The following is a 22,483-nucleotide window of genomic DNA, read 5'->3' as shown; positions in this document are numbered from 1 at the left end:
ATGCCGAGCATGCCGAGCCTCCGCTCCCGACTCCGCTCCCGACTCCGCTCCCGCCTCGTCGCCACCTTCGGCCGGCGCGCGCTGGCCGTCGTCCTCTACGGCGTGATCGCCCTCCCGCTCGCCCTGGCCGGCTGCTTCCTCACCCTCGCCGGGCTGGTGTTCGGCGGAGCGCTGTCGGTGACCACGCTGGGGCTGTGGCTGCTGGCCCTGACCGTGCGCGGCGCGCTGGCGCTCGGCGCGGTGCAGCGGGGGCTCGCGCGGCGGCTGCTCGGACTGGAGATCGAACCGCCGGGCGCACCCGGTGGCAGCGGGCTCCTCGGCTGGCGGCGGGGCGTCCTGCTGGACCGGACCGGCTGGCGGGCGGTCGGCAGCGCCCTGCTGACCCCGTTCACCGCCGTCTTCGCGTACGCGGCCGTCGTCATCGGATACGTCTACGGCGTACTGCTCACCCTGCATCCGCTGCTCAAGCGCTGGAACCGCCACACGGTGGGCGGCGGCACCGACGGCTCGACACACCATGTGGCGCTGGAGCTCTTCGGCTTCCAACTCGACTCCTGGCCGCGCTGGTTGATCCCGTTCGCGGCCGGACTCCTGCTGCTGGCCCTCGCGCCCGCCCTCCTGCGCTACGCCCTCGGCCCGCAGCGCGCCCTGCTGACCGTGCTGCTCGGCCCCGACGCGGCGACCCGCCGTATCCGCACCCTGGAGGAGACCCGGGCCCGCGCCGTCGACGACGCCGCCGCCACCCTCCGCCGGATCGAGCGCGATCTGCACGACGGCACCCAGGCCCGGCTGGTCTCCCTCGCCATGCAGCTCACCATGATCCGCGAACTGGTCACCACCGAGGCCGCCGCCGAGCGCGTCCTGGCCGTCGTCGACACCGCCCGGGGCAACGCCACCCAGGCCATCACCGACCTGCGCCACCTGGTCAAGGGCATCCACCCGCCCGTGCTCGACGAAGGCCTGCCCGCCGCGCTCACCACCCTCGCTGCCGACAGCGCGCTCCCCGTCACCCTCACCACCGACATCGGCACCCGCCCCACCCCGGCCGTCGAGACCATCGCCTACTTCTGCGCCGCCGAACTCCTCGCCAACGCGACGAAACACGCCCGGGCCACGGCCGCCGCCGTCGACGTCACCGCCCGCGACGGAGTCCTCAGACTGCGCGTCACCGACGACGGACAGGGCGGCGCGCTGCCCGGCGCCGGGTCCGGACTCACCGGCCTGCTGGCCCGGGTCCGTACCGTCGACGGCACACTGACCTGCGACAGCCCGCACGGAGGCCCTACGGTGGTCACGGTCGAGCTGCCCCACACGTGAACGGAGCCGTGCCGTATGCGCGTCGTCATCGCCGAGGACTCGGCCCTCCTGCGCGACGGCCTGGTCCAGCTGCTCCAGCTGCGGGACGTGGAGGTGGCCGCGGCGGTCGGCGACGCGGAGTCCCTGCTGACCGCGGTCGCCGCCCACACCCCGGACGTGGCCGTCGTCGACATCCGCCTCCCGCCCACCCAGACCGACGAGGGCGTACGGGCGGCCGTACGACTGCGACAGCGACACCCCGCGACCGGCGTGCTGCTGTTCTCGCAATACGTCGAGACGGCGCACGCGGCCCAACTCCTCGGCAATCCGGCCGGGTTCGGGTACCTCCTCAAGGAACGCGTCGTCGACATCGGCGAGTTCGTCGGCGCGCTGGAGCGGGTCGCGGCCGGCGGCACCGCGCTCGACCCCGAGGTCGTCGCCCAACTCTTCGGCGCCGCCCGCCGGTCCACCGCCCTCGACACCCTCACCCCGCGCGAACGCGAGGTGCTCGCCCAGATGGCGGAGGGCCGCACCAACCACGCGATCGCCACCGCGTTCACCGTCTCCGAGCGGGCCGTCGAGAAGCACGTCGCCAACATCTTCACCAAGCTCGGCCTGTCACCCTCGGAGACCGGAAACCGGCGGGTGCTCGCCGTACTCCGCTACCTGGAGAACGGCCGCTGACGTCCGCGCCCCGCCCGTGATCCAGATCACGGCCCGCAGGTGCAGCGTGGCAGGCCTCCCACCGCCTTTTACCCGGTGTAGGCAACCAGTGGGAGCGAGAGACAGTGCGCATCGAGCAGGGCCAGGCGGGTGAGTTCGAGGAGTTCGTGGCGGCCCGCTGGTCGGTACTCCTTCATCTGGCCCGCCTGCTCGTCGGCGGTGACCGGCACCGGGCCGAGGATCTGGCGCAGGAGTCCTTGGTCAGGCTCTGGTTCGTCTGGCCGAAGATCTCCCAGGACGCGCCGGAGGCCTACGTCCGCAAGGTGATGGTCCGGGCGGCCGCGCGCTCGGGCCGCCGGCGCTGGTGGGGTGAACGCCCCGTCGAGCGGCTGCCCGAGGGGGCGACCACCGGGGACGTGTCCGCCGACGTGGCCGAGCGGACCCGGCTGGAGGCCGCGCTCGCGCAGCTGTCGCCGAACCAACGGGCCGCCGTGGTGCTGCGCTACTACCAGGATCTGCCCGAGGGCCAGGTGGCGGAGGCGCTCGGCTGCCCGGTGGGCACCGCGCGCTCCCACGCGTCCCGTGGTGTGGCACGGCTGCGCCAGATCCTGACCGACGCCATCGAGCCGACGCGGTGAAGAAGGACCCCATGGACCAAATGGAGCCGTTCGAACGGCAGTTGGCGCGGATGATGCGCGACACGCAGGAGTCCGTCCCCTTCGGGCCGCGCCACCGCGAACGTCTCCACGAAGGCGTACGGGTCCGTCGCCGGACCAGGACGGTGCGCAGGGCCGTCGGCTGCGCGCTGGCCGTCGTCGGGGTCGGCGTCGGGCTGCTCCTGCTCCCCGCCGGCCCGACCCGGGTCCAGCCCGCCGAGCCCCACCCGAGACCCGCGACCAGCCCGACGTCCACCGGCTCGGCCCCGACACCGGGAGCGACCACGAAGGCTCCGCCCACCTCGTCCGCCACGACATCCCTGTCCGACCCCGGCGGTACGACGTCGGAGACTCCCACGGCGCCCGCCACGACGGGGAGTTCGGCGACGGCCACCGAGACCGGGACCGGGACCGCGGGCGGGAACACGGGCGTCACGACACCGCCCACGGTTTCCTCGACGCCCTCGGGCACGGCCACTGCGGTCGACCGGAGCCAGGACGAACCGTCGTCCCTCACGTCGTCGTCCGCGGCCTCGCCCGGATCCGGTTCCTGAACCCGTCCCCCTCCCGCCGCCACCGCTGCCTTCGGCATGTCCTGAACCAGAGCACAGAAAGGTCGAACTGTGACAAAAGGCGATCCGCCCGCCCCTACGCCCGTCCTGGACGTCGTGGTCCCGGTGTTCAACGAGGAGACGGATCTGGAACCGAACGTGCGCCGCCTCCACGCGCACCTCGCCGAGACGTTCCCATACCCGTTCCGGATCACCGTCGCCGACAACGCCAGCACGGACCGCACCCCGCGGATAGCCGCCCGCCTGGCCGCCGAACTGCCCGGTACCGAGTGGCTGCGGCTGCCCGAGAAGGGCCGGGGCCGGGCCCTGCGCGCCGCCTGGTCGCAGTCGCCGGCGCCGGTACTTGCGTACGTGGACGTCGACCTGTCCACCGAACTCACGGCTCTCCTGCCCCTGGTCGCCCCGCTGATCTCCGGCCACTCCGACATCGCCATCGGCACCCGCCTCGCCCCCGCCTCCCGAGTGGTACGCGGACCCAAGCGCGAAGTCACCTCCCGCTGCTACAACGCCCTGCTCCGCTCCACCCTCGCCGTCGGCTTCTCCGACGCGCAGTGCGGATTCAAGGCGATCCGACGCGACGTCGCGGTGGCGCTGCTGCCCCTGGTCGAGGACACCGGCTGGTTCTTCGACACCGAACTCCTCGTGATCGCCGAACGGGCCGGACTCCGCATCCACGAGATACCGGTCGACTGGATCGACGACCCTGACAGCCGGGTCGACATCCTCCCCACGGCCCTGGCCGACCTGCGCGGCATCGCCAGACTCGGCAGATCCCTGGCCCGCGGCACCTTGCCACCGAGCACATCGCACCTCGCCCGCCCGGACACCGCCCGACTCGCCCGCTTCGCCGCCATCGGTGCGATGAGCACCCTAGGACATCTCCTCCTGTACGCGGCCCTCAGCCCGGTGCTCGGTGCGCAGGTCGGCAACGCGTTCGCGCTGCTGTTGTGCGCGCTGGGCAACACGGCCGCGAACAGGCGGCTGACGTTCGGGTACCGAGGACGCGGGGGCGCGTTGCGGCACCACGGCCGGGGGCTCGTCGTCTTCCTGGTCGGGCTCGGGCTCACCGGCGGAGCCCTCGCGGCCCTGCACCACGCGCTGCCCTCCGCCGGGCACGCCGCCGAACTCGCCGTACTGCTGGCGGCCAATCCGGTGGCGACCGTGCTGCGGTTCCTGCTGCTTCGGGCGTGGGTGTTCCGCGCGTGAACGAGACCGTCATCCCACCGCGCGCCCGGAGCGTGACGTCGCCGCAGCGGCCCGCCCTCACGGACGGCGCGTGGCGACGGCCGCGCGGGGCGGCCGTCCGGGAGTACCTTCCCGTGCTCGCCTTCTACGGCACGCTGAAGCTCATCGGCTTCGGCTCCTTCATGTGGCTGCTCAGCTCCGCCGGGAACTACCGCACCAAGAACCCGCGCTTCGGCGGCGGCGCCCACCCCTGGGACGTACTGGCCACCTGGGACGGCTGGTGGTACCAGCAGATCGCCGTCCACGGTTACCACCCCGAACTGGTCCGCATCCCCGGCGCCACCGGACTGATCACCCTCGAAGGGAACTCGGCGGCCTTCTTCCCGCTCTACCCGGCGCTGATCCGCCTGACCTCCGAACTCACCGGTCTCGGTTCCTACGGCGCCGGCCTACTGGTCTCCGTGCTCGCCTCCTTCGCCGCCGCCCTGGGCATCCACGCCGTCGCCGCGCACCTCCTGGACCGCCGAGCCGGCTGGGCCGCGGCCGGACTCTGGGCCGTCTGGCCCGGTTCCGGCGTCGAGTGGGCGGTCTACTCCGACTCCCTCTTCGTCGCCCTGGCCGCCTGGGCCTGTCACGCCGTCCTCACCCGCCGCTGGCTCACCGCCGGGCTCCTCACCTGCGCCGCCGGACTCAACCGCCCCACCGCGGCGGCACTGATCGCCGCCGTCGCCCTCGCGGCCCTGCTCGCCCTCCGCGACCGCCACCGCGACGGCATGGCGCGCCCCCTCGCCGCGCTGCTCACGGCACCGCTCGGCCTGCTCGCCTATCTCGGCTGGGTGGGCCACCGAATGGGCGACTACGGCGGCTACTTCAAGCTCCAGTCCGGTGCCTGGGCCCACGAGTGGGACTACGGCCGCCAGACCCTCGACGTCCTCACCTCGCTCCCGGTGGGCCGCACCACCTACCTCTTCGCCTGGCCCTTCGCGGACCTGATCGGCGTCTGTGTGGTGCTGCTCGCGCTCGCCCTGCTGCCGCTGCTGTTCCGGCTGCGCCCGCCTGCCGTCCTCGTCGTCTACACGGTCCTCACCCTCGTGCTGGTCCTGGGCAGCCAGCAGATCTTCAGCAACGTCTCCCGCTATCTGCTCCCGCTCTTCCCCCTCCTCCTCCCGCTCGCCGCCGCACTGCGCCGCCTCGGCCTCGGCCACCAGTTCGCACTGCTCGGCCTCGCGGCCCTCGCCTCCGGCTCGTACGCGGGCTACGCCCTCTTCGAACTCGGCGTCCCGTGACGGGACTTGACCTGGCCTGACCGGACTTGAGGGTGCCGGTCGCCGGTCGGCTAGCGGCTGCCCGTGAGGTGCGCGAACACGACCACGTTGCCCTGATAGCCCGTCGACCGTGAGTAGCCGCCGCCGCACGTGATCACCCGCAACTCCGGGCGCCGGGCGGCGCCGTAGACCTTCTGGTCGGGGAAGCGGCTCGCCCCGTACACCTCGACCGCGTCCACCGTGAACACCGCGACGCTGCCGTCCAGCCGGTCCAGTTCGACGGTGTTGCCCTTCTTCAGGGCGCCGAGGTCGTAGAAGACGGCGGGTCCGTCGGCGTTGTCGACATGGCCCGCGACGATCGCCGTGCCGGTCTCACCGGGGGTGGTTCCGGCCTCGTACCAGCCGGCGAGGTTCTTCCTGGCGGCCGGGGGCACGTCCAGGCTGCCGGCGCCGGTGAGTCCGAGGCCCATCAGGGGGGCGTTCACGCGGATCGCGGGGATACGGATGCGGTCCGGCGGCGAGGGCGGCAGCGCGCGGGCCGCGGCGCGCCCGGCGGCCGGGTCGGGGCGGGCCTCCGCGGCGGACGGCTGCGGCGGGGCGTGGGTCTCGCTGCCGTTGGTCAGCAGCCACGCGCCCGCGCACAGGGCGACCACCGTGACGGCCCCTATCGCGGTGTTGCCGAAACGCATCGCGCACCCCCTTCCCGGGGACCAGGGTTCGCCCCGCGCCCCCTCCGGGCCACGAGGGGCGTCGGACCCGGAGGGGGAGGGGACATGCGGTACCGGCGGACGGACAGCGGAGGGTGTCCGTCAGATCCCGTCGCCTCTCGCCCGGCGATGCAGGAGCCAGGTACCGCCCGCGGCGGCGACGGCGAGAGCCGCCACACCGGCCGCGGTCTGCACGGGGTCGGGGCCAAGGGCGCCACCGACCCCCGTCTTCACACTTCCGCGCGGCTGCACCTGCTGCCGCATGGAGGCCAGCGTCACCATCAGATCGCCGGAGACCTGCTTGCCGTCCGCGCACTTCGCGACGATCTCGTACGTCCCCGGCTGCGCGCTCGGCGGCACCTTGAACTGCCCGATCGCGTCGCCCTCGTGCGTGCTCGGCGCCAGCGTGAACGTGCCGGCGCCCACCGCGCTGGCGTCACCGGCCGCCGTACCTGCGTCGCCGCACGCGGCCGTGTTCACCGTGACGTCGCCGCCCGGCACGGCGCTCGACGGGAACACCTCCAGGCTGCCGGTCTCGCCGCCGTACGCCGGCGCGGTCGCGAGACCCGCGGCGGCGAAGGCGAGCGCGGTACCGGTCAACAGACGGGCCGTACGACGCATCGGTGCTCCTCCGAGCTGTGGTTGGCTGCCCTTCCGAGGAAAGGGGCACCGGGCCCGGCCCGCTTCCCGAGCGCGCGTCGGAAGTGTGGTGAATGGGTGTCAGGAAGCGGTCGCGGGACCCCGTTCCGCCGCTGTTTCAGCAGGTCATGGGGGTACGGCGACCGGGCCCCGAAGGAGTACCCGAAGAGCCCACGCCGAGCGTGTGAACGGGTGACGGCCGGTCAGAACCGGCACTTGACCTCAAGAATGCTTGAGGTACCAGGCTGCTCGGCATGGACACCGAACCCGGCACCTACACCGGCACCTACACCGACACGGACACCGCACCTCTGGCCCTGACCGTCGTCATCGGCAGCAACCGCCACGGCCGCTTCGGCCCGGTCGTCGCCGACTGGCTCCTCACCCATGTCGCCGACCGCGCCGACCTCACCCTCCAGGTCGTCGACGTCGCCGACACCGGCCCGCTGCCCACGACCTTCGCCCCGACCCCGGAGGCCACCGCCGCCCTCGCCGGCGTCACCCCGAAACTGGCCTCGGCCGACGCCTTCGTCGTCCTCACCCCCGAGTACAACCACTCCTACCCGGCCGGCCTCAAGAACCTGATCGACTGGCACCGCGCCGAGTGGCGCGCCAAGCCCGTCGCCCTCGTCTCCTACGGCGGCCTCGCGGGCGGCCTGCGCGCGGTGGAGCACCTGCGTCAGGTCTTCGCCGAACTGCACGCCGTCACGGTCCGCGACACGGTCTCCTTCCACAACGCGGGCGCCGGTTTCGACGACCGCGGCCTGCTCAGGGACCCCACGGCGCCGGACGCGGCGGCGAAGCTGATGCTCGACCAACTGGTCTGGTGGGGGCGGGCGTTGAAGGAGGCGCGCGCGGCCAGGCCGCTCGTCGCGCTCGGCGGGGGCTGAGCGCGGGCAGCGAAAAAGGGGGCGGCCGACACGGGTCGGCCGCCCCCTCGCACCGTCACGAATGGGCCAGGTGCGCTACCCGGACCGGTGCCGGGTGGATGTCTCAGTAACCGAAGATGCCCTGGAACGTACCGCGGTCCCAGTCGTGGCCGGTCTTGCTGGTCGAGGAGTAGACGGGGCCGACGTGGTTGATCACACCGGCGAACATCGTGTCGTCGGTGTGCCCGGAGCCCTGAGAGCCGGTGCCCTGGACGACCCCGTTGTCGTCGCCGTGGGCGAGGGCGGCACCGGCACCGCCGAGCAGGATGCCCACGGCGAGGACGGACGTGGTCAGGGCGGAACGCATACGCATGACTACTCCCAAGGTTCTTGCGAGGGACGTGCCGGAAAACGGGCACGTCGGTCGGTTCGACGCCTGAACGATCACTGAAAACGGCATGCCACCGCGTTGACGCCACGTGGATCGCGCCCTGATTCACTCAAACGGGAACCCGCCCCGCGCCATGAGGACCGCCCTGCGGAGCACCCGTCCGGGCGGGGGCGCGGACGGCGGGGCCGCCGGTCGAATCCGCCCGCCGAACCCTCCCGTCGTTCACTTATCCGGGTGAACGCCGAGAAGCCGCCGAATGGGTGTCATATGACACGGGCAGGACGGGGGCATGGGATACCAACTGGGGGATCTGGGGCGGACGTTCCGCGACCAGATGTACAACGTGCTCACCGGCGGCGACGGCAGCGTCCCGCCGGCCAAGTCCAGCTTCATCACCTGGTGCATGCCCGGACTGCCCTACCAGGAGGCGGACTTCGCGTTCGCCGCGCAGGGCATCGGCACCGGCGCCACGGCCGCGGAGGACAAGCTCCTGCTCCAGCAGGCGTACAACTTCGCCTCGCTCATCGACTTCGTCCCGGACGTGACCTCGGCGTACTCCTCGGGCCGCCAGGACGGGGTGTGGCGCAACGCGAGCGGGGCCCGGCTCAGTGAGATCTACGGCCAGATCCTCACGTTCTCCAAAGTGGTCGACGATCGGCTCACCGACGAGCAGAAGGCCAAACTCGACCGGTTCCGGAGCCTGTTGCGGGTGACGCGCACGGTGAAGGACATCGTCACCGAGCAGGAGAAGCAGGTCACCGAGGACAGCCCCATGCTCAAGGCCTACAAGGCGTGCATGCAGGCGTACGTCATGGCCGCGCTGGCGTACAACAACAAGCGGATCGCCGCGCAGGCCGCCGTCGGCGAGTCCGGCAAGCAGGCGGTCGCCGACTGGGCGGCCAACGCGCAGCTGTACTCGATGCAGGTGGCCGCCGCGCTGGACGACTGGACGTCGAGCGGGTACCGCAACGAGGTCGAGGAGATCAACGCCTACATCGACCAGACCACCGAGAAGTCGATGCTGCTGTGGAAGCGGAACCTGGAGCGCTTCTACGAGGAGGCCAACACCGACGCGCTGGGCCCGGGCCAGTCCTTCCGCTACACGACGGTCGTCCCCGGTGACTTCGCCACCTCCAGCGGCTGGACCGCGTACTCGATGTACCACCAGATGGTGGACTCCCACAGCCACTACGAGACGACGTCCTGGTCGGCGGGCGGCGGTCTCAACTTCGGTCTGTGGAGCGCGAGCGCGGGCGTCACCTCCAACTCCCAGGACTACAGCGAGAACTACCAGGTCGACGACTTCTCGATGTCCTTCGAGATGGCCCAGGTACAGGTCGTACGGCCGTGGTTCTCCCCGGAGTTCCTGGAGAACCAGGGCTGGGACCTGCGCAAGGGACAGGGCTGGAACTACGACGAGATGCCCTCCGACGGCGGCAGCCCGCCCCAGGGCCGCTTCATCGGCTACCCGCTCCAGGCCCTGTTCATCAGGAACCTCACCATCCACTCCGCCTCGCTGGCCCGCGCGTTGCAGACCCACCAGAGCTCCGTGTCGGTCGACGCCAGTGTCGGCTGGGGCCCGTTCACCGTGCGCGGCAGCTACAGCCACTCCGAGTCCGACCAGCACTTCCACTCCGAGAACGACGGCGCCACCATCACCGTCCCCGGCATGCAGATCATCGGCTTCGTCAACCACCTGCTGGGCAGGACACCCGATCTGCTCGACGGACTCGACCCCGACCAACTCGTCTAGGACGGCGGCCCGTCATGAGCGACACCGAAGCGGTGTGGTCGGCGTCCCCGGTGGACGCGGCGGCCATGTTCGGCCTGGGCGCCTACTTCCGGAACCTGCTCACCGACCCCGACCACCTGGTCGGGGTAGCGGTGACACCGGTCGTCCACCAGGACAGCACGTTCCGCTTCGGCGGCGCCCTGGACACCGCCCGCGCCACGGTCTGGTCCGAGTTCTGCGAACTCGTCAACCGCGTCCCCACCCAACCGCCCGTCTGGACACCCCCGGCCACCACCCACCTGTGGGACGTCTACGGCGAGATCCTCGGCGCCGACCTGGCCCGCTCCACCCTCACCCCGGAGGAGCACCAGCGCTACGACACGGCGGTCGCCTACCTCTACGACACCGGCCCCGACGGCGTGATCGTGCCCTCGCCCGCCCTGCGGGAGTACCGCACGGCCCGCCAGGCCTGGCTCCAGGCCGACACGGACTACCACCAGGCGGAGCAGGCGGCGGCCATGTCGGCCGACGCGGCGGCGCGCGACCACTGGACCCACGTCGACGAACCGCGACTGCGCCAGGCCAGGGACGACGCGATGGACGCCTGGCAGACCGCGGGCCACAAGGCCGAGGTCGAGGACGCCCTGCGCGAGACCTCCGAACTCGCCTCCAAGGCCCCTTCCGGCATCTGGAAACGACACCGCGACACCTTCAACCCCAACCTCCCCGACCAGTACACGACCGCCCCCAACGGCACGCGTTTCGCGCCCACTTACTACTCGCCGGACGGCGCCCTGGACGACCCCTGGTCGCGCGTCGTCCTCTCCGAGCCGATGTTCCGCACGCTGGCCGCGCAGGCCCCGGCGGAACTCCGGGCGGCGTTCGGCGACCGCGCCACCGACGACTCGGTGTTCTCGCTCGCCTTCGAGTACCGCGTCGTCTCCGTCGTCCGTCCCTGGCTGGACCCGCCGATGGAACTGTTCGGCTCCCGCGCCTGGCGCCTGTCGGCCGGCGTCGCCCCGCTGAGCGACGGCGCCACCCCGCCGCACGGCCGCTGCCCGTCCTACGTCGAGTCCGTCGCCCTGGCCCGCAACATCGAACTGATCCGCCGGGCCGTCGGCTACACCGAGACCCCCGGCGAGACCACCCTGCGCGGCACCTGGACCCTGGACCTCGACAACGGCGTCGCGGGCGGCGACATGACCACCGCCGACCTCTGGTGGGAGTGGACGACGCAGACCAGCGCCCAACTGGTCCCCGGCTCCCGGGCCGGCCTCGTCAACCTCGGCCCGGTCGACTACGACGCCTTCGACGGCCACCGCCTGGCGGCCCTCACCTACGCCACCACCCCTCTCGACGGCAGCCCGGACGCGGGCAACCAACTGACCGACGGGGACGTGTTCGCCGTACGCACGACGGAGGGCCGCTTCGCCAAGGTGCTCGTCGTCCAGTACGGCTACGACCTCCACCTGCGCTGGGTGGCCTACCAGGAGGCGACCTCGGCGGTCCAGGACACCACGACCGCCCCGGAGGACGTGTTCCTCGCCGGGTTCGTGTGCAGACAGCTGCCGAAGAGCCCCGACCCGGATCCGGCCCTGACCTGGTGAGCCCCGAACCCGCCCTGCACGGGCTGCTGTTGCTCGGGACGGACACCGTGTACGCCGTCCACCTGCCGACGTTCACCGCGCCCCACGACTTCCAGGCCGTCCTGCGGGTGACCCTGGACACGGACACCTACCGCACGGCCCGCGAGCACTACGGCACGGCGGCCCTGTTCACCGCCCGCCCGCGGACCGTCCTCCTCAAGGATCTGGAACCGGGCGCCACCTGCCGGGCCGACCTCTTCTTCGGCCGCTTCGGGAGGGACGGCGAACCGCTGGGGGAGGTGCGCATCACGATCGAGGAGACGGTGCACGTCGGCCCCCCGGCCGCCGAGCCCCGCACCCTCCGTTACGTCCTCTTCGGCCGCGAGCAGCTCTACCTGGCCCATGTCCTCACCGGCCCCCCGGACTTCGACCAGGTGGTGACCGCCCAACGCGCGGGGGAGTGGTGGGCGACGGAAGCCGGAGAGGAGACCCCCGCGCGCACGGTGACGGTCCCCGGCCGGCCCGACGACCTCACCGGACGGCTGCGGCCGGGCGAGCAACTCACCGACGGCGGCGGCGAGTTGCAGGTGCTGGCCGAGGTGTATCTGGAGACGGCGGACCTGACCGCGGACCCGGCCTAGGCCTGATCAACCCCGCCTGGCGTGCCTCAGCTCGCGGTCGACGGCCCAGGCGTCGGCGACCGGGCCGAGGTGGGTGAGCTTGTCGGGGTTGATCACCGCGCGGATGGTCTGAATCCGCCCGTCCAGTACATCGAGGGCCAGGGTGTGGAGCACCTTGCCGTCGCGGTCGCGGAAGAGCGCGCCGGGCTGGCCGTTGACCTCGTGCGGCTCGAAGGACACGTCGATCCGGATCAGCCAGGGGAAGACCGTACCGAGCACCCGGGCCACGTTCTCCGAACCCGTGACGGCCTTGGCCAGCTGCGGGGCCTTTCCGCCGCCGTCCCCGACGAACTGCACGTCCGCGGCGAGCAGTTCACGCAGCCCGCCCACATCGCCGTCCTTCAGCGCGTCGAAGAACCGGGTCGCCAGCCGCTGCCGCTCCCGCCGGTCCGCCTCGAACCGGGGCCGCCGGTCCGCCATGTGCCGCCGCGCCCGCACCAGGAGTTGGCGGCACGCCGACTCCGAACGCCCCACCGTCGTGGCGATCTCGTCGAAGCCGAAGGCGAACACCTCCCGCAGCACGAACACCGCCCGTTCCAGCGGGCTGAGTTGCTCCAGCAGCAGGAGCGCCGCCATCGACACCGAGTCGGCGAGTTCCACCGCCCGCGCCGGGTCCTGGTACGGGTCGCTCAGCAACGGCTCCGGGAACCACGGCCCGACGTACTCCTCCCGCCGTACCCGCGCCGAACGCAGTACGTCGATGGAGATCCGCGTGACCGTGGCCGACAGGAACGACTTGGTCGAGGTGGGCCGGGTCGCCGAGCCGTCGTAGCGCAGCCAGGTCTCCTGCACCGCGTCCTCGGCCTCGCCCACACTGCCCAGGATCCGATAGGCGATCGAGAACAGCAGCGGTCGCAGCTCCTCGAACTCCTGGGCCTTCCGGTCGGTCTCGCTCACTCGGGGATCTCCTCTGCGCTGGCCGGTGTGGGTGAGCCTCAGCCGAACATGCCCGGCTCGTAGTCGCCCGCGCAGGGCTGGCGGGTGATGATGTTCAGCCGGTTCACCGAGTTCATGAAGGAGATCAGGATGACCAGCGCGGTGAGCTGCTCGTCGTCGTAGTGCTTGGCGACCCGCGCCCACACCTCGTCGCTCACCCCGCCGGCCGCGTCCGCGACCCGGGTTCCCTCCTCCGCCAGTTCCAGCGCGGCCCGTTCGGCCTCGGTGAAGACGGTGGCCTCGCGCCAGACCGCGACCATGTTCAACCGTACCGAGGTGTCGCCTGCGGCTGCGGCCTCCTTGGTGTGCATGTCGACGCAGACGGCGCAGCCGTTGATCTGGCTGACCCGCAGCGCCACCAACTCCTGTGTCAGTACGGGCAGTTCGGTGTTCTTGAGGGACCTGCCCACCGCCATGAACTGCTTGGCGGCCTTGCCGGCGGTCTGGCTGGCGAGGTAGTTGAGTCGTGCGTCCATGGTGCCCTCCGTGGGCCGTCGTGGTCGGTGCCTGTACCCACGAGACGAGACGGCCCGGTCCCCTGTGACATGGACGCGTGTGACCCGGGTCTCACCCCACGCCGACCGCGCTCCAGGCCGCCGCCACCGCGTCGTACTCCGAACTCCCCGCCCCGTAGAGGTCCTTGGCCGCGCTGAGCGTCGCGGTCCGGGCGCCGGCGTAGTTCGTCGAGGAGGTCATGTAGACGGTCAGTGCCCGGTACCAGATCGCTCCCAGCTTGTCCCGGCCGATCCCGCCGACCGAAGTGCCGTTGCAGGTGGGGGAGTTGTAGTCGACCCCGTTGACCGTCCTCGCGCCGCTGCCCTCCGCGAGGAGGTACGCGAAGTGGTTGGCGACGCCCGAGGAGTAGTGGACGTCGAGATTCCCGACCGACGAGCTCCAGCAGTCCGCGGAGTTGCCGTCCTTGGAGGGCTTGTCCATGAACCGCAGCGCCGCCTTGCCGAAGCCGGAGCGGACGATCTTCTCGCCGATGAGGTAGTCGCCGGGGTCCGACGGGTTGTCGGCGTACCACTCCACCAGCGTGCCCAGGATGTCGGAGGTCGCCTCGTTGAGCCCGCCGGACTCGCCCGAGTAGGTCAGCGCCGCCGTCTTCGAGGTCACGCCGTGGGTCATCTCGTGCCCGGCGACATCCAGCGCGACCAGCGGACCGAGCTGCGTGCCGTCACCGTCGCCGTACGTCATGCAGAAGCAACTGTCGTCCCAGAACGCGTTGTTGTAGCTGTTGCCGTAGTGGACCCGGTTGTACGAGCCCTTCCCGTCGCCCGCGATGCCGTTCCTCGCGTGCACGTTCTTGTAGTAGTCCCAGGTCTCGTCCGTGCCGTACTGCGCGTCCACCGCCGCCGACGCGCGGTCCGAACTCGCCCCGGTGCCCCAGTGGTTGTCGGCGTCCGTGAACACGGTGGACGGCGCCCGGCTGATGCAGATGCCGAGGATGCACAGGTCCGTCCGGTTCGCCGCGTCACCGGTGTAGGTCCCGCCGCGGGTGGCGTCCTTGAGCTGGTACGACGACCCCGACGGCGTCGTCTCCAGCGGCACCGTCCCGCTGTACAGCGACTTCCCGTCCCCGGTCGCCGTCTCCACGCTGTCCCAGGCGTCGATGCGGGCGCCGGTGCGGGCGTCGGTCAGCACCGTGCGGGCGACCGGGTTGCCGAGCGAGTCCTGGGCGACGACGTTGGTCCGCCAGGCGAGCCGCGGGGTGCCGTGCAGGGCGTCGACCAGCAGCTGGGGCTTCGCGGTCACCTTCTTGAGCGCCTCGCCGGGCCGCGCGGCCCGCAGCGCGCCGACGGCCAGGTCCGCCGCTTCGGGTGCGGCCACCTCCGGTGTCACGGACGCCAGGGATATGGAGTCGCGGGTGGCGCGGTCGGCGCTCCGGTAACTCCCGTCGGCCGCCAGATGCACCACGAAGTCCCCGCCGAGGACCGGGAGTCGCCGATACGTCCGGTCGTAGCGCACATGCTGGACACCGTCCGGGTCGACGACCACGTCGCGGACCGACGTGCCCTCCAGGGCCGTCAGCCCCAGACTCCCGGCGTGGGCCACCAGTGCGGAGGCGGCGTTCGCGATCGCGCTGCTTCTGCTCGGCCGGTCGACGGCCTGGGCGGCGGGGGAGAGGCCGGCGGCCAGCAGGGTCGCGGCACCGGCCGCGATACCGGCCGTGGCGAGACGGGAACCTTGAACGTGCCGGGTCCGGCGCATGGGTCTCCTCAAGAACGCAAGTGGGGGGCGTGGGGGCTGCGTTGATGTTGAATGAGATTTAACGGGCCGCGGACATGTCATGTCCATAGCGCACGCAAAGGCCGCAGCGCGAAGACCGAAGAACCAGCGACCGAAGAACCAGCGACCGGAGAGTGATGACGACGCCCCTCCCCTTCTTCGTCTACGGCACCCTCCGCCCCGGCGAGCCCAACCACGACCTGTTCCTGCGCGGCCACACACGGTCGGAGGAGCCCGGCCGCCTGCACGGCGCCGTCCTCTACGCGGGCCCCGGCTACCCGTACGCCGTGGAGGCCCCCGGCTCGACGGTCGTCGGCGAACTCGTCACCGCCCGCGCCGAGTCCTACCCCCGACTCCTCCTCGCCCTCGACCGGCTGGAGGACTACGCCCCCGGCGACCCGCGCAACCTCTACGAGCGCGTCGAACGCCGGGTGACCCGCGAGGCCGACGGCGCGACGGTCCGGGCCTGGGTGTACCTCGCGGCGCCCGCCGTCACCGCCGCCCTGCGCGCGCACGGCGAGCTGATCGAGGGCGGCGACTGGTCCAACCGGCCCTGAACAGGGCTCAGTTGCCGCCGGAGGCCAGCGCCAGTGCCTGCGCGACCCCCTTCTCCTTCGGGCCGAGGAACCGCGGATCGGGGTGGACCGTCACGTCCAGCGCGGCCTTGACCGCCGCGAAGACCTCGCGGGTGCCGCCGTAGTACCAGGTCACGTTGTGCGCCTCGTCGACCCCCACGCCGTACGAGTGGACCCCCGCCGCCTCGCACAGCGCGACCGCGCGCCGGATGTGGAAGTTCTGGCTGATGAGCACGGCCCGGTCGACGCCGAAGATCTTCTTGGCGCGGACGCAGGAGTCCCAGGTGTCGAAACCGGCGTAGTCGGTCACCACGCGCGCGCGGGGCACCCCGTGCCGGGCCAGGTAGACCCGCATCGCGTCCGGTTCGTCGTAGTCCTCGCGGCTGTTGTCGCCGGTCACCAGGACGACCTTCACCCGGCCCTCCCGGTACAGCGTGGCCGCCGCGTCCAGCCGGTGCGCGAGATACGGCGACGGCTCGCCGTCCCACAGCCCGGCCCCGAAGACCACGGCCACATCGGTGCGCGGCGCGTCCTGAAGCGTCCGCAGCCGGTCCGCCGTCGCCAGCCACAGCCAGGTCGCCGGCAGCAGCGCGAGGACACACCCGAGGGCCACCCCCTGCACCAGCCGCCGCCACCCGGCACGCGTGCGCGGCAGCCGGGGGCGGCGAAATCTCGGGCGACGCACCAGACCTGCCAGACGCTTCAGACGACTCAACGGGGGCCCCTCACCGTTCGGTTCCGACAGTCACAGACGCGCCGTGACCCGCTCCGGTTCGCCGACCGCGGTGTGACCGGCTTCACTGTGAGCCCCGAACCCCCAGCTCACATCGCCTCACACACCCCCGCGACCCCACCGTGAACCCCCGGAAAACCCCCGTCATTCCGGTGCAACGGCACGGCAACGTCCGGCCGCCACCATCTCTCCATGACGGCGTCGCTTCATCCGCACGACGAGTCCACGACCCTCGACAGTACGGCGCATCTCATGAACCGGATCAGCAGTCAGCTCGCCAGCCAGCTCAGCCGCGTCTCCCTGAACGGCGACCGCCGCCCCGGCCCGCCCCCGCTCGTCCTGGTCGCGCACGGCAGCCGCGACCCGCGCGCCCTGAGCACCGTACGAGCCCTCATGGAACGCGTCCGCGAACTGCGCCCCGGCCTCCCCGTCCACCTGGGCCACATCGAACTCAACGAGCCCCGCCTCCCGGACACCCTCGCCGCCCTCGGCCCCACGGACGCCGTCCTCGTCCCGCTCCTCCTGGCCCGCGGCTACCACGTCAAGCGCGACATCCCCGAACTGGCCGCCGAGGCACCGGCACGCGCGCGCGTGGCACCCCCGCTGGGCCCGCACCCCCTCCTCGTGGAGACCCTCTACGACCGCCTGGTGGAAGCGGGTTGGCGCACCAGGACCGACGACCGCACCCTGCGCTCCAGCGCCGTCGTCCTGGCGGCGGCGGGCTCCCGGGACCCGGAATCCAAGCTCGACACCAACCACACGGCCCAGCTCCTCGCCGACCGCCTGGGAGTCCCCGTGATCCCCGCGTACGCCTCGGCGGCGGCCCCCACCGTCCAGGCGGCCGTCCGCGCGCTGGCCGCCCGGGGCCGCCACCGGGTGGCGGTGGCATCCTGCTTCACCGCCCCCGGCCGCTTCGCGACACAGTGCGCGGAGGCCGCCCCCTGGATCGCGTCGGCCCCCTTGGGAGCCCACCCCGCGATGGCCCGCCTGGTCCTGCACCGCTACGACCAGGCACTGACGACGACCGAGGTCGCCGCCCCGGAGCTGGCCTCGGCCTGAGCGCGGCGCCGGGCCCGCCCGCCCGCGGCCGAATCGCGTCCTACAGACCCGCAACTCCCGAATTGTCACTGCCGCCGCTTACTGTCGAAGCATGGACGGCACAGCAGCACCTCCCCCCTACGACCCGACGTCAGTCGACCGCTGGGCGACCGAGCCCGACAAACGCCCCGGCCGCACCGCCTTCCAGCGCGACCGCGCCCGCATCCTGCACTCCGCCGCCCTGCGCCGCCTCGCCGGCAAGACCCAGGTGGTGACGCCCGGCACCCGCAGCCGGGCCTGGGACGCCAGCCCCCGCACCCGCCTCACCCACTCCCTGGAGTGCGCCCAGGTGGGCCGGGAGCTGGGCGCGGCCCTCGGCTGCGACCCCGACCTCGTGGAGGCCGCCTGCCTCGCGCACGACCTCGGCCACCCGCCCTTCGGCCACAACGGCGAACAGGCACTGAACGAATTCGCCGACGACTGCGGCGGCTTCGAGGGCAACGCGCAGTCCCTGAGACTCCTCACCCGCATCGAGCCCAAGCGCTTCACCGCCGAAGGCTCCGTGGGGCTCAACCTCACCCGGGCCACCCTGGACGCGGCCACCAAGTACCCCTGGCCGCGCGGAGCCCACCCCACCGACCCCACGTCCCCGAAGTTCGGCGTCTACGACGACGACAGGCCCGTCTTCGACTGGGTCCGCAAGGACGCCCCCGGCACGCGCACCTGCTTCGAGGCCCAGGTCATGGACTGGTCCGACGACGTGGCGTACTCGGTGCACGACGTCGAGGACGGCCTGCACGCCGGCCACATCGACCCCAACTGCCTGCACGCCGAACCGGAGCGCCAGGCCGTCTTCGAGGTGGCCGTCGGCCGCTACGTCCCCGCGGACACGACCCCCGACGAACTCGCCGAGGCGCTGGACCGGCTCCAGGACCAGGAGTGGTGGCCGCACGGCTACGACGGCTCGGCCGTCGCCCAGGCCCGCCTCAAGGACGCCACCAGCCAGCTCATCGGCCGCTTCTGCCTGGCCGCCGAGACCGCCACGCGCGCGAGGTACGGCACCGGCCACCTCACCCGCTACGACGCCGAACTCGTCGTACCGCGCGAGGCACGGCTGGAATGCGCGGTCCTCAAGGCGGTCGCCGACCGGTACGTGATGCAGCGCGCGGAGCAGGAGCGCATCCGCGCCGACGAGCGGATCGTGGTCGCGGAGCTGGCGCGGGCGCTCACGGCGCGCGCCCCCGACGGCCTGGAGCCGCAGTTCCGCGCCCAGTTCGACGCGGCGCGCGGCGACCGGGCCCGCAAGCGGGTGATCGTCGATCAGATCGCGTCCCTGACCGACGCGTCGGCGCGGTCTCTTCACGCGCATCTCACATCCCTGGGGCACAGTGACGCGAAACAAGCCCGAATGTGACCCTCCGTGGCCTGATCGGGCCACACCCCCTTCCCGCATCACGCTGCGTGCGGGACGCTCGCATATGGCGGCACCCTTACGAGGAGGCATCAAGTGGTCGACGCGGATCAGACATTCGTCATCGTCGGAGGAGGCCTGGCCGGCGCCAAGGCGGCCGAGGCGCTCCGAGCGGAGGGCTTCACCGGCCGCGTGATACTGATCTGCGACGAACGCGACCACCCCTACGAGCGTCCGCCGCTGTCCAAGGGCTACCTCCTTGGCAAGGAGGAGCGCGACAGCGTCTTCGTCCACGAACCCGCCTGGTACGCGCGCAACGACATCGAGCTGCACCTCGGCCAGACCGTCGACGCGATCGACCGTACGGCGAAGACGGTCCGCTTCGGGGACGACGGCACCCTCGTCCACTACGACAAGCTGCTCATCGCCACCGGCTCCGAGCCCCGCCGCCTCGACATCCCGGGCACGGACCTCGCGGGCGTCCACCATCTGCGCCGCCTCTCGCACGCCGAGCGCCTCAAGGGCGTCCTCGCCTCCCTGGGCCGGGACAACGGCCATCTGGTGATCGCCGGCGCCGGCTGGATCGGCCTGGAGGTCGCGGCGGCGGCCCGCGAGTACGGCGCCGAGGTCACCGTCGTCGAGCCCGCGCAGACCCCGCTGCACGGAGTCCTCGGCCCCGAACTGGGCCAGCTCTTCGCCGACCTGCACGCCGAGCACGGCGTCCGCTTCCACTTCGGCGCCAGGCTCACCGAGATCGTCGGCCAGGACGGCATGGTCCTCGCGGCCCGCACCGACGACGGCGAGGAGCACCCCGCGCACGACGTCCTCGCGGCCATCGGCGCGGCCCCGCGCACCGCGCTCGCCGAGGCGGCCGGCCTCGAACTCGCCGACCGCGCGCACGGCGGCGGCATCGCGGTCGACGAACGGCTGCGCACCTCCGACCCCGACATCCACGCGGCCGGCGACGTGGCCGCCTTCCACCACGCCCTCTTCGACACCCGGCTGCGCGTGGAGCACTGGGCCAACGCGCTCAACGGCGGCCCGGCGGCGGCCCGCGCGATGCTCGGCAAGGACGTCACCTACGACCGCGTGCCCTATTTCTTCTCCGACCAGTACGACTTGGGTATGGAGTACTCCGGCTGGGCGCCCCCGGGTTCCTACGACGAAGTGGTGATCCGGGGAGACGCGGGCAAGCGGGAGTTCATCGCCTTCTGGCTGAAGGAGGGCCGCGTACTGGCCGGGATGAATGTGAATGTGTGGGACGTCACAGAGCCCATCCAGCAGCTCATCCGCTCCCGGGCCCAGGTGACCACCGAGGCCCTCGCGGACCCACACGTTCCGCTGGACAGCCTGGGCGGCTAGCGGTCCTGCTCGTCACTGCTGTCAGTCCGGCCCCGTAGAATTCACGCGTGGCAGGACGGATCAACGACGAGGACGTGAAGGCGGTTCGGGACGCGGTCCCGATCGACGCCGTGGTGTCCGAGTACCTCCAGCTGCGGAACGCGGGCGGCGGCAACCTCAAGGGCCTCTGCCCCTTCCACGACGAGAAGTCGCCGTCCTTCCAGGTCAGCCCGAGCAAGGGGCTCTTCCACTGCTTCGGCTGCCAGGAGGGCGGCGACACCATCACGTTCGTGATGAAGGTCGACCACCTCACCTTCTCGGAGTCGGTCGAGCGGCTGGCCGCCCAGGCCGGCATCACGCTGCGGTACGAGGAGGGCGGGTACAACCCCTCCCACCAGCGCGGCGAGCGCATCCGCCTGGTCGAGGCGCACAAGGTGGCCGCCGACTTCTACGTCGAGCAGCTGGCCGCCGGCCCCGAGGCGGACACCGGTCGCACGTTCCTCGCCGAGCGCGGCTTCGACCAGTCCGCCGCCCAGCACTTCTCCGTCGGCTACAGCCCGCAGGGCTGGGACCACCTCACCAAGTACCTCCGCGGCAAGGGCTTCAGCGACAAGGAGATCCTGCTCTCCGGCCTCGCCCAGGAGGGCCGCCGCGGCCCCATCGACCGCTTCCGGGGCCGCCTGATGTGGCCCATCCGCGACATCGGCGGCGAGGTCGTCGGCTTCGGCGCCCGCAAGCTCTACGAGTCGGACAACGGCCCCAAGTACCTCAACACGCCCGACACCGCGATCTACAAGAAGTCCCAGGTCCTCTACGGCATCGACCTCGCGAAGAAGGACATCGCCAAGTCCTCCCGCGCGGTCGTCGTCGAGGGCTACACCGACGTCATGGCCTGCCACCTCGCCGGTGTCACCACCGCCATCGCGACCTGCGGCACGGCCTTCGGCGGCGACCACATCAAGATCCTCCGCAGGCTGCTGATGGACAACGGCTCGGCGCGCGTGATCTTCACCTTCGACGGCGACGCGGCCGGCCAGAAAGCGGCCCTGCGCGCCTTCGAGGACGACCAGAAGTTCGCCGCCGAGACGTACATCGCCATCGCCCCGGACAACATGGACCCCTGCGAACTGCGCCTCGCGAAGGGCGACGAGGCGGTCGCCGACCTGGTCGAACCCCGCACCCCGCTCTTCGAGTTCGCGCTCCGCCAGATCGTCGTCCGCTACGACCTCGACACCCCCGCGGGCCGCGCCGCCGCCCTGGACGAGGCGGCCCCCATCGTCGCCCGCATCAAGAACAGCGGCGCCCAGCACGAGGTGGCCGTCCAACTGGCCGGCATGCTCGGCATCCTCGACACCCAGTTCGTGGTCAAGAGGGTCGCCCAGCTGGCCCGTTGGGCCCGCGACCGGGGCGGCAAGGGCCCGGCACCGACCCGGGGCGGCGCGCAGCAGCAGTCGTACGACACCACCCCCCGCCCCACCACCGGCGGCCCCGCCCTCACCCTCCGCAACCCCGTCTTCGCCACCGAGCGCGAACTCCTCAAACTCGCCCTCCAGCGCCCCGAGTTGGTCTCCCCGGCCTTCGACGCCTACGGGGTGGACGAGTTCACCGCAGCGCCCTACGCAGCCGTACGCGAGGCGATCATCGAGGCGGGCGGCGCCGAGTACGGCCTCCAGGACCCCCAGGACTATCTGGTCCGCGTCCGCGAGGCGGCACCGGACGACACGGTCCGCGCGATGGTCACCGAACTCGCCGTCGAGGCCATCCTGCGCCGCACGGTCGACGAGAACTACGCGGGCGAGCAGCTCGTCACCGTCCGCCGAAGAGCCGTGGTACGCCGGATCCACGACATCCAGGGCGCGCTCACCCGCCTCGGCAGCCACGGCGACTCGGCCGAACTGGCCGCCGTGCAGAACGAGTTGTGGGTGCTCCAGCAGTACGACCAGGCACTCCAGGTGCACGGCGCGGGGGCTCTGTGAGGC

Annotated in this window: 22 protein-coding genes; 15 read left to right on the top strand and 7 right to left on the bottom strand. The window is 71.9% G+C overall.

Going from position 1 to position 22,483, the window contains the following annotated elements; all coding sequences use genetic code 11:
* From ACIQPR_RS30160 to ACIQPR_RS30135, 6 genes are all read left to right on the top strand, one after another.
* Positions 1 to 1,317, top strand: a complete 1,317-nt coding sequence (locus ACIQPR_RS30160) for a sensor histidine kinase (protein ID WP_403654637.1) — start codon at positions 1 to 3, stop codon at positions 1,315 to 1,317.
* Positions 1,318 to 1,332: 15 nt separating this feature from the next.
* Positions 1,333 to 1,980 (top strand): LuxR C-terminal-related transcriptional regulator, encoded by a 648-nt coding sequence (locus tag ACIQPR_RS30155; protein ID WP_403654635.1) that lies wholly within the window; start codon positions 1,333 to 1,335, stop codon positions 1,978 to 1,980.
* 110 nt (positions 1,981 to 2,090) lie between these two features.
* The gene (locus ACIQPR_RS30150; protein WP_403654844.1) at positions 2,091 to 2,597 is read left to right on the top strand and encodes a SigE family RNA polymerase sigma factor; all 507 of its coding nucleotides are present in this window, start codon (positions 2,091 to 2,093) and stop codon (positions 2,595 to 2,597) included.
* 11 nt (positions 2,598 to 2,608) lie between these two features.
* Positions 2,609 to 3,169 (top strand): hypothetical protein, encoded by a 561-nt coding sequence (locus tag ACIQPR_RS30145; RefSeq protein WP_403654633.1) that lies wholly within the window; start codon positions 2,609 to 2,611, stop codon positions 3,167 to 3,169.
* 69 nt (positions 3,170 to 3,238) lie between these two features.
* Positions 3,239 to 4,393 carry a glycosyltransferase gene (locus tag ACIQPR_RS30140; protein WP_403654631.1) on the top strand — a complete coding sequence of 385 codons (1,155 nt, stop codon included), beginning with the start codon at positions 3,239 to 3,241 and terminating at the stop codon, positions 4,391 to 4,393.
* Between the two features lie 32 nt (positions 4,394 to 4,425).
* Positions 4,426 to 5,658 carry a hypothetical protein gene (locus tag ACIQPR_RS30135; protein ID WP_403654842.1) on the top strand — a complete coding sequence of 411 codons (1,233 nt, stop codon included), beginning with the start codon at positions 4,426 to 4,428 and terminating at the stop codon, positions 5,656 to 5,658.
* A 50-nt stretch (positions 5,659 to 5,708) separates the two neighbouring features.
* On the opposite strand, the gene ACIQPR_RS30130 is transcribed toward ACIQPR_RS30135, so the two are convergent.
* Positions 5,709 to 6,326 carry a class F sortase gene (locus tag ACIQPR_RS30130; RefSeq protein ID WP_403654629.1) on the bottom strand — a complete coding sequence of 206 codons (618 nt, stop codon included), beginning with the start codon at positions 6,324 to 6,326 and terminating at the stop codon, positions 5,709 to 5,711.
* 120 nt (positions 6,327 to 6,446) lie between these two features.
* A complete protein-coding gene (locus ACIQPR_RS30125) occupies positions 6,447 to 6,965 on the bottom strand; it encodes a hypothetical protein (protein WP_403654627.1) in 519 nt (172 codons plus the stop codon).
* 272 nt (positions 6,966 to 7,237) lie between these two features.
* Here ACIQPR_RS30125 and ACIQPR_RS30120 point away from each other — a divergent pair, with 272 nt between their 5' ends.
* Positions 7,238 to 7,873 (top strand): NADPH-dependent FMN reductase, encoded by a 636-nt coding sequence (locus tag ACIQPR_RS30120; protein WP_403654625.1) that lies wholly within the window; start codon positions 7,238 to 7,240, stop codon positions 7,871 to 7,873.
* A gap of 103 nt (positions 7,874 to 7,976) precedes the next feature.
* Here ACIQPR_RS30120 and ACIQPR_RS30115 read toward each other — a convergent pair whose 3' ends face one another.
* Positions 7,977 to 8,225, bottom strand: coding sequence for a hypothetical protein (locus ACIQPR_RS30115; protein ID WP_403654623.1), 249 nt, complete (start codon positions 8,223 to 8,225; stop codon positions 7,977 to 7,979).
* A 307-nt stretch (positions 8,226 to 8,532) separates the two neighbouring features.
* Between ACIQPR_RS30115 and ACIQPR_RS30110 the strand changes: the two genes are divergently transcribed.
* From ACIQPR_RS30110 to ACIQPR_RS30100, 3 genes are read left to right on the top strand one after another with little or no spacing between them, the layout of a single operon-like run.
* Entirely contained in the window at positions 8,533 to 9,996 is a 1,464-nt protein-coding gene (locus ACIQPR_RS30110; RefSeq protein ID WP_403654621.1) for a hypothetical protein, read from the top strand.
* Between the two features lie 14 nt (positions 9,997 to 10,010).
* Entirely contained in the window at positions 10,011 to 11,582 is a 1,572-nt protein-coding gene (locus ACIQPR_RS30105; protein WP_403654619.1) for a hypothetical protein, read from the top strand.
* Positions 11,579 to 12,202, top strand: a complete 624-nt coding sequence (locus ACIQPR_RS30100; protein WP_403654617.1) for a hypothetical protein — start codon at positions 11,579 to 11,581, stop codon at positions 12,200 to 12,202. The genes ACIQPR_RS30105 and ACIQPR_RS30100 overlap by 4 nt, the downstream gene beginning before the upstream one ends.
* A 6-nt stretch (positions 12,203 to 12,208) precedes the next feature.
* On the opposite strand, the gene ACIQPR_RS30095 is transcribed toward ACIQPR_RS30100, so the two are convergent.
* From ACIQPR_RS30095 to ACIQPR_RS30085, 3 genes are all read right to left on the bottom strand, one after another.
* Positions 12,209 to 13,138: an RNA polymerase sigma-70 factor gene (locus tag ACIQPR_RS30095; protein WP_403654615.1), complete on the bottom strand. Its 930-nt coding sequence runs from the start codon at positions 13,136 to 13,138 to the stop codon at positions 12,209 to 12,211.
* A 38-nt stretch (positions 13,139 to 13,176) separates the two neighbouring features.
* On the bottom strand, positions 13,177 to 13,653 hold the full coding sequence (locus ACIQPR_RS30090) for a carboxymuconolactone decarboxylase family protein (protein ID WP_403654613.1): 477 nt from the start codon (positions 13,651 to 13,653) through the stop codon (positions 13,177 to 13,179).
* A gap of 91 nt (positions 13,654 to 13,744) precedes the next feature.
* Entirely contained in the window at positions 13,745 to 15,388 is a 1,644-nt protein-coding gene (locus tag ACIQPR_RS30085; protein ID WP_403654611.1) for a M4 family metallopeptidase, read from the bottom strand.
* A 155-nt stretch (positions 15,389 to 15,543) separates the two neighbouring features.
* On the opposite strand from ACIQPR_RS30085, the gene ACIQPR_RS30080 reads away from it, so the two are divergent.
* Positions 15,544 to 15,963, top strand: coding sequence for a gamma-glutamylcyclotransferase family protein (locus ACIQPR_RS30080; RefSeq protein ID WP_403654609.1), 420 nt, complete (start codon positions 15,544 to 15,546; stop codon positions 15,961 to 15,963).
* Positions 15,964 to 15,970: 7 nt separating this feature from the next.
* Here ACIQPR_RS30080 and ACIQPR_RS30075 read toward each other — a convergent pair whose 3' ends face one another.
* Positions 15,971 to 16,666, bottom strand: coding sequence for a vancomycin high temperature exclusion protein (locus tag ACIQPR_RS30075; protein ID WP_403654840.1), 696 nt, complete (start codon positions 16,664 to 16,666; stop codon positions 15,971 to 15,973).
* A 240-nt stretch (positions 16,667 to 16,906) separates the two neighbouring features.
* On the opposite strand from ACIQPR_RS30075, the gene ACIQPR_RS30070 reads away from it, so the two are divergent.
* From ACIQPR_RS30070 to dnaG, 4 genes are all read left to right on the top strand, one after another.
* On the top strand, positions 16,907 to 17,773 hold the full coding sequence (locus tag ACIQPR_RS30070; protein WP_403654607.1) for a sirohydrochlorin chelatase: 867 nt from the start codon (positions 16,907 to 16,909) through the stop codon (positions 17,771 to 17,773).
* A gap of 91 nt (positions 17,774 to 17,864) precedes the next feature.
* Positions 17,865 to 19,166 carry a deoxyguanosinetriphosphate triphosphohydrolase gene (locus tag ACIQPR_RS30065; RefSeq protein WP_403654605.1) on the top strand — a complete coding sequence of 434 codons (1,302 nt, stop codon included), beginning with the start codon at positions 17,865 to 17,867 and terminating at the stop codon, positions 19,164 to 19,166.
* A 93-nt stretch (positions 19,167 to 19,259) separates the two neighbouring features.
* Positions 19,260 to 20,525, top strand: a complete 1,266-nt coding sequence (locus ACIQPR_RS30060) for an NAD(P)/FAD-dependent oxidoreductase (protein ID WP_403654603.1) — start codon at positions 19,260 to 19,262, stop codon at positions 20,523 to 20,525.
* A gap of 47 nt (positions 20,526 to 20,572) precedes the next feature.
* The gene (dnaG, locus tag ACIQPR_RS30055) at positions 20,573 to 22,480 is read left to right on the top strand and encodes a DNA primase (RefSeq protein WP_403654601.1); all 1,908 of its coding nucleotides are present in this window, start codon (positions 20,573 to 20,575) and stop codon (positions 22,478 to 22,480) included.
* Positions 22,481 to 22,483 lie beyond the last annotated feature (3 nt).

Source organism: Streptomyces sp. NPDC091280 (genome assembly GCF_044768565.1).
Lineage (GTDB): Bacteria > Actinomycetota > Actinomycetes > Streptomycetales > Streptomycetaceae > Streptomyces.
The sequence above is the reverse complement of the archived record's forward strand: the minus strand, read 5'-3'. Positions and strand labels throughout refer to the sequence as shown.

Excerpts from the sequence above, each read along its gene's own strand:
- ACIQPR_RS30145 (WP_403654633.1), top strand. The coding sequence starts at position 2,609 with ATGGACCAAATGGAGCCGTTCGAACGGCAGTTGGCGCGGATGATGCGC.
- ACIQPR_RS30090 (WP_403654613.1), bottom strand. The coding sequence starts at position 13,653 with ATGGACGCACGACTCAACTACCTCGCCAGCCAGACCGCCGGCAAGGCC.
- ACIQPR_RS30155 (WP_403654635.1), top strand. The coding sequence starts at position 1,333 with ATGCGCGTCGTCATCGCCGAGGACTCGGCCCTCCTGCGCGACGGCCTG.
- ACIQPR_RS30105 (WP_403654619.1), top strand. The coding sequence starts at position 10,011 with ATGAGCGACACCGAAGCGGTGTGGTCGGCGTCCCCGGTGGACGCGGCG.
- ACIQPR_RS30085 (WP_403654611.1), bottom strand. The coding sequence starts at position 15,388 with ATGCGCCGGACCCGGCACGTTCAAGGTTCCCGTCTCGCCACGGCCGGT.
- ACIQPR_RS30120 (WP_403654625.1), top strand. The coding sequence starts at position 7,238 with ATGGACACCGAACCCGGCACCTACACCGGCACCTACACCGACACGGAC.
- ACIQPR_RS30080 (WP_403654609.1), top strand. The coding sequence starts at position 15,544 with ATGACGACGCCCCTCCCCTTCTTCGTCTACGGCACCCTCCGCCCCGGC.
- ACIQPR_RS30125 (WP_403654627.1), bottom strand. The coding sequence starts at position 6,965 with ATGCGTCGTACGGCCCGTCTGTTGACCGGTACCGCGCTCGCCTTCGCC.
- ACIQPR_RS30160 (WP_403654637.1), top strand. The coding sequence starts at position 1 with ATGCCGAGCATGCCGAGCCTCCGCTCCCGACTCCGCTCCCGACTCCGC.
- ACIQPR_RS30070 (WP_403654607.1), top strand. The coding sequence starts at position 16,907 with ATGACGGCGTCGCTTCATCCGCACGACGAGTCCACGACCCTCGACAGT.
- ACIQPR_RS30115 (WP_403654623.1), bottom strand. The coding sequence starts at position 8,225 with ATGCGTATGCGTTCCGCCCTGACCACGTCCGTCCTCGCCGTGGGCATC.
- ACIQPR_RS30130 (WP_403654629.1), bottom strand. The coding sequence starts at position 6,326 with ATGCGTTTCGGCAACACCGCGATAGGGGCCGTCACGGTGGTCGCCCTG.
- ACIQPR_RS30065 (WP_403654605.1), top strand. The coding sequence starts at position 17,865 with ATGGACGGCACAGCAGCACCTCCCCCCTACGACCCGACGTCAGTCGAC.
- ACIQPR_RS30110 (WP_403654621.1), top strand. The coding sequence starts at position 8,533 with ATGGGATACCAACTGGGGGATCTGGGGCGGACGTTCCGCGACCAGATG.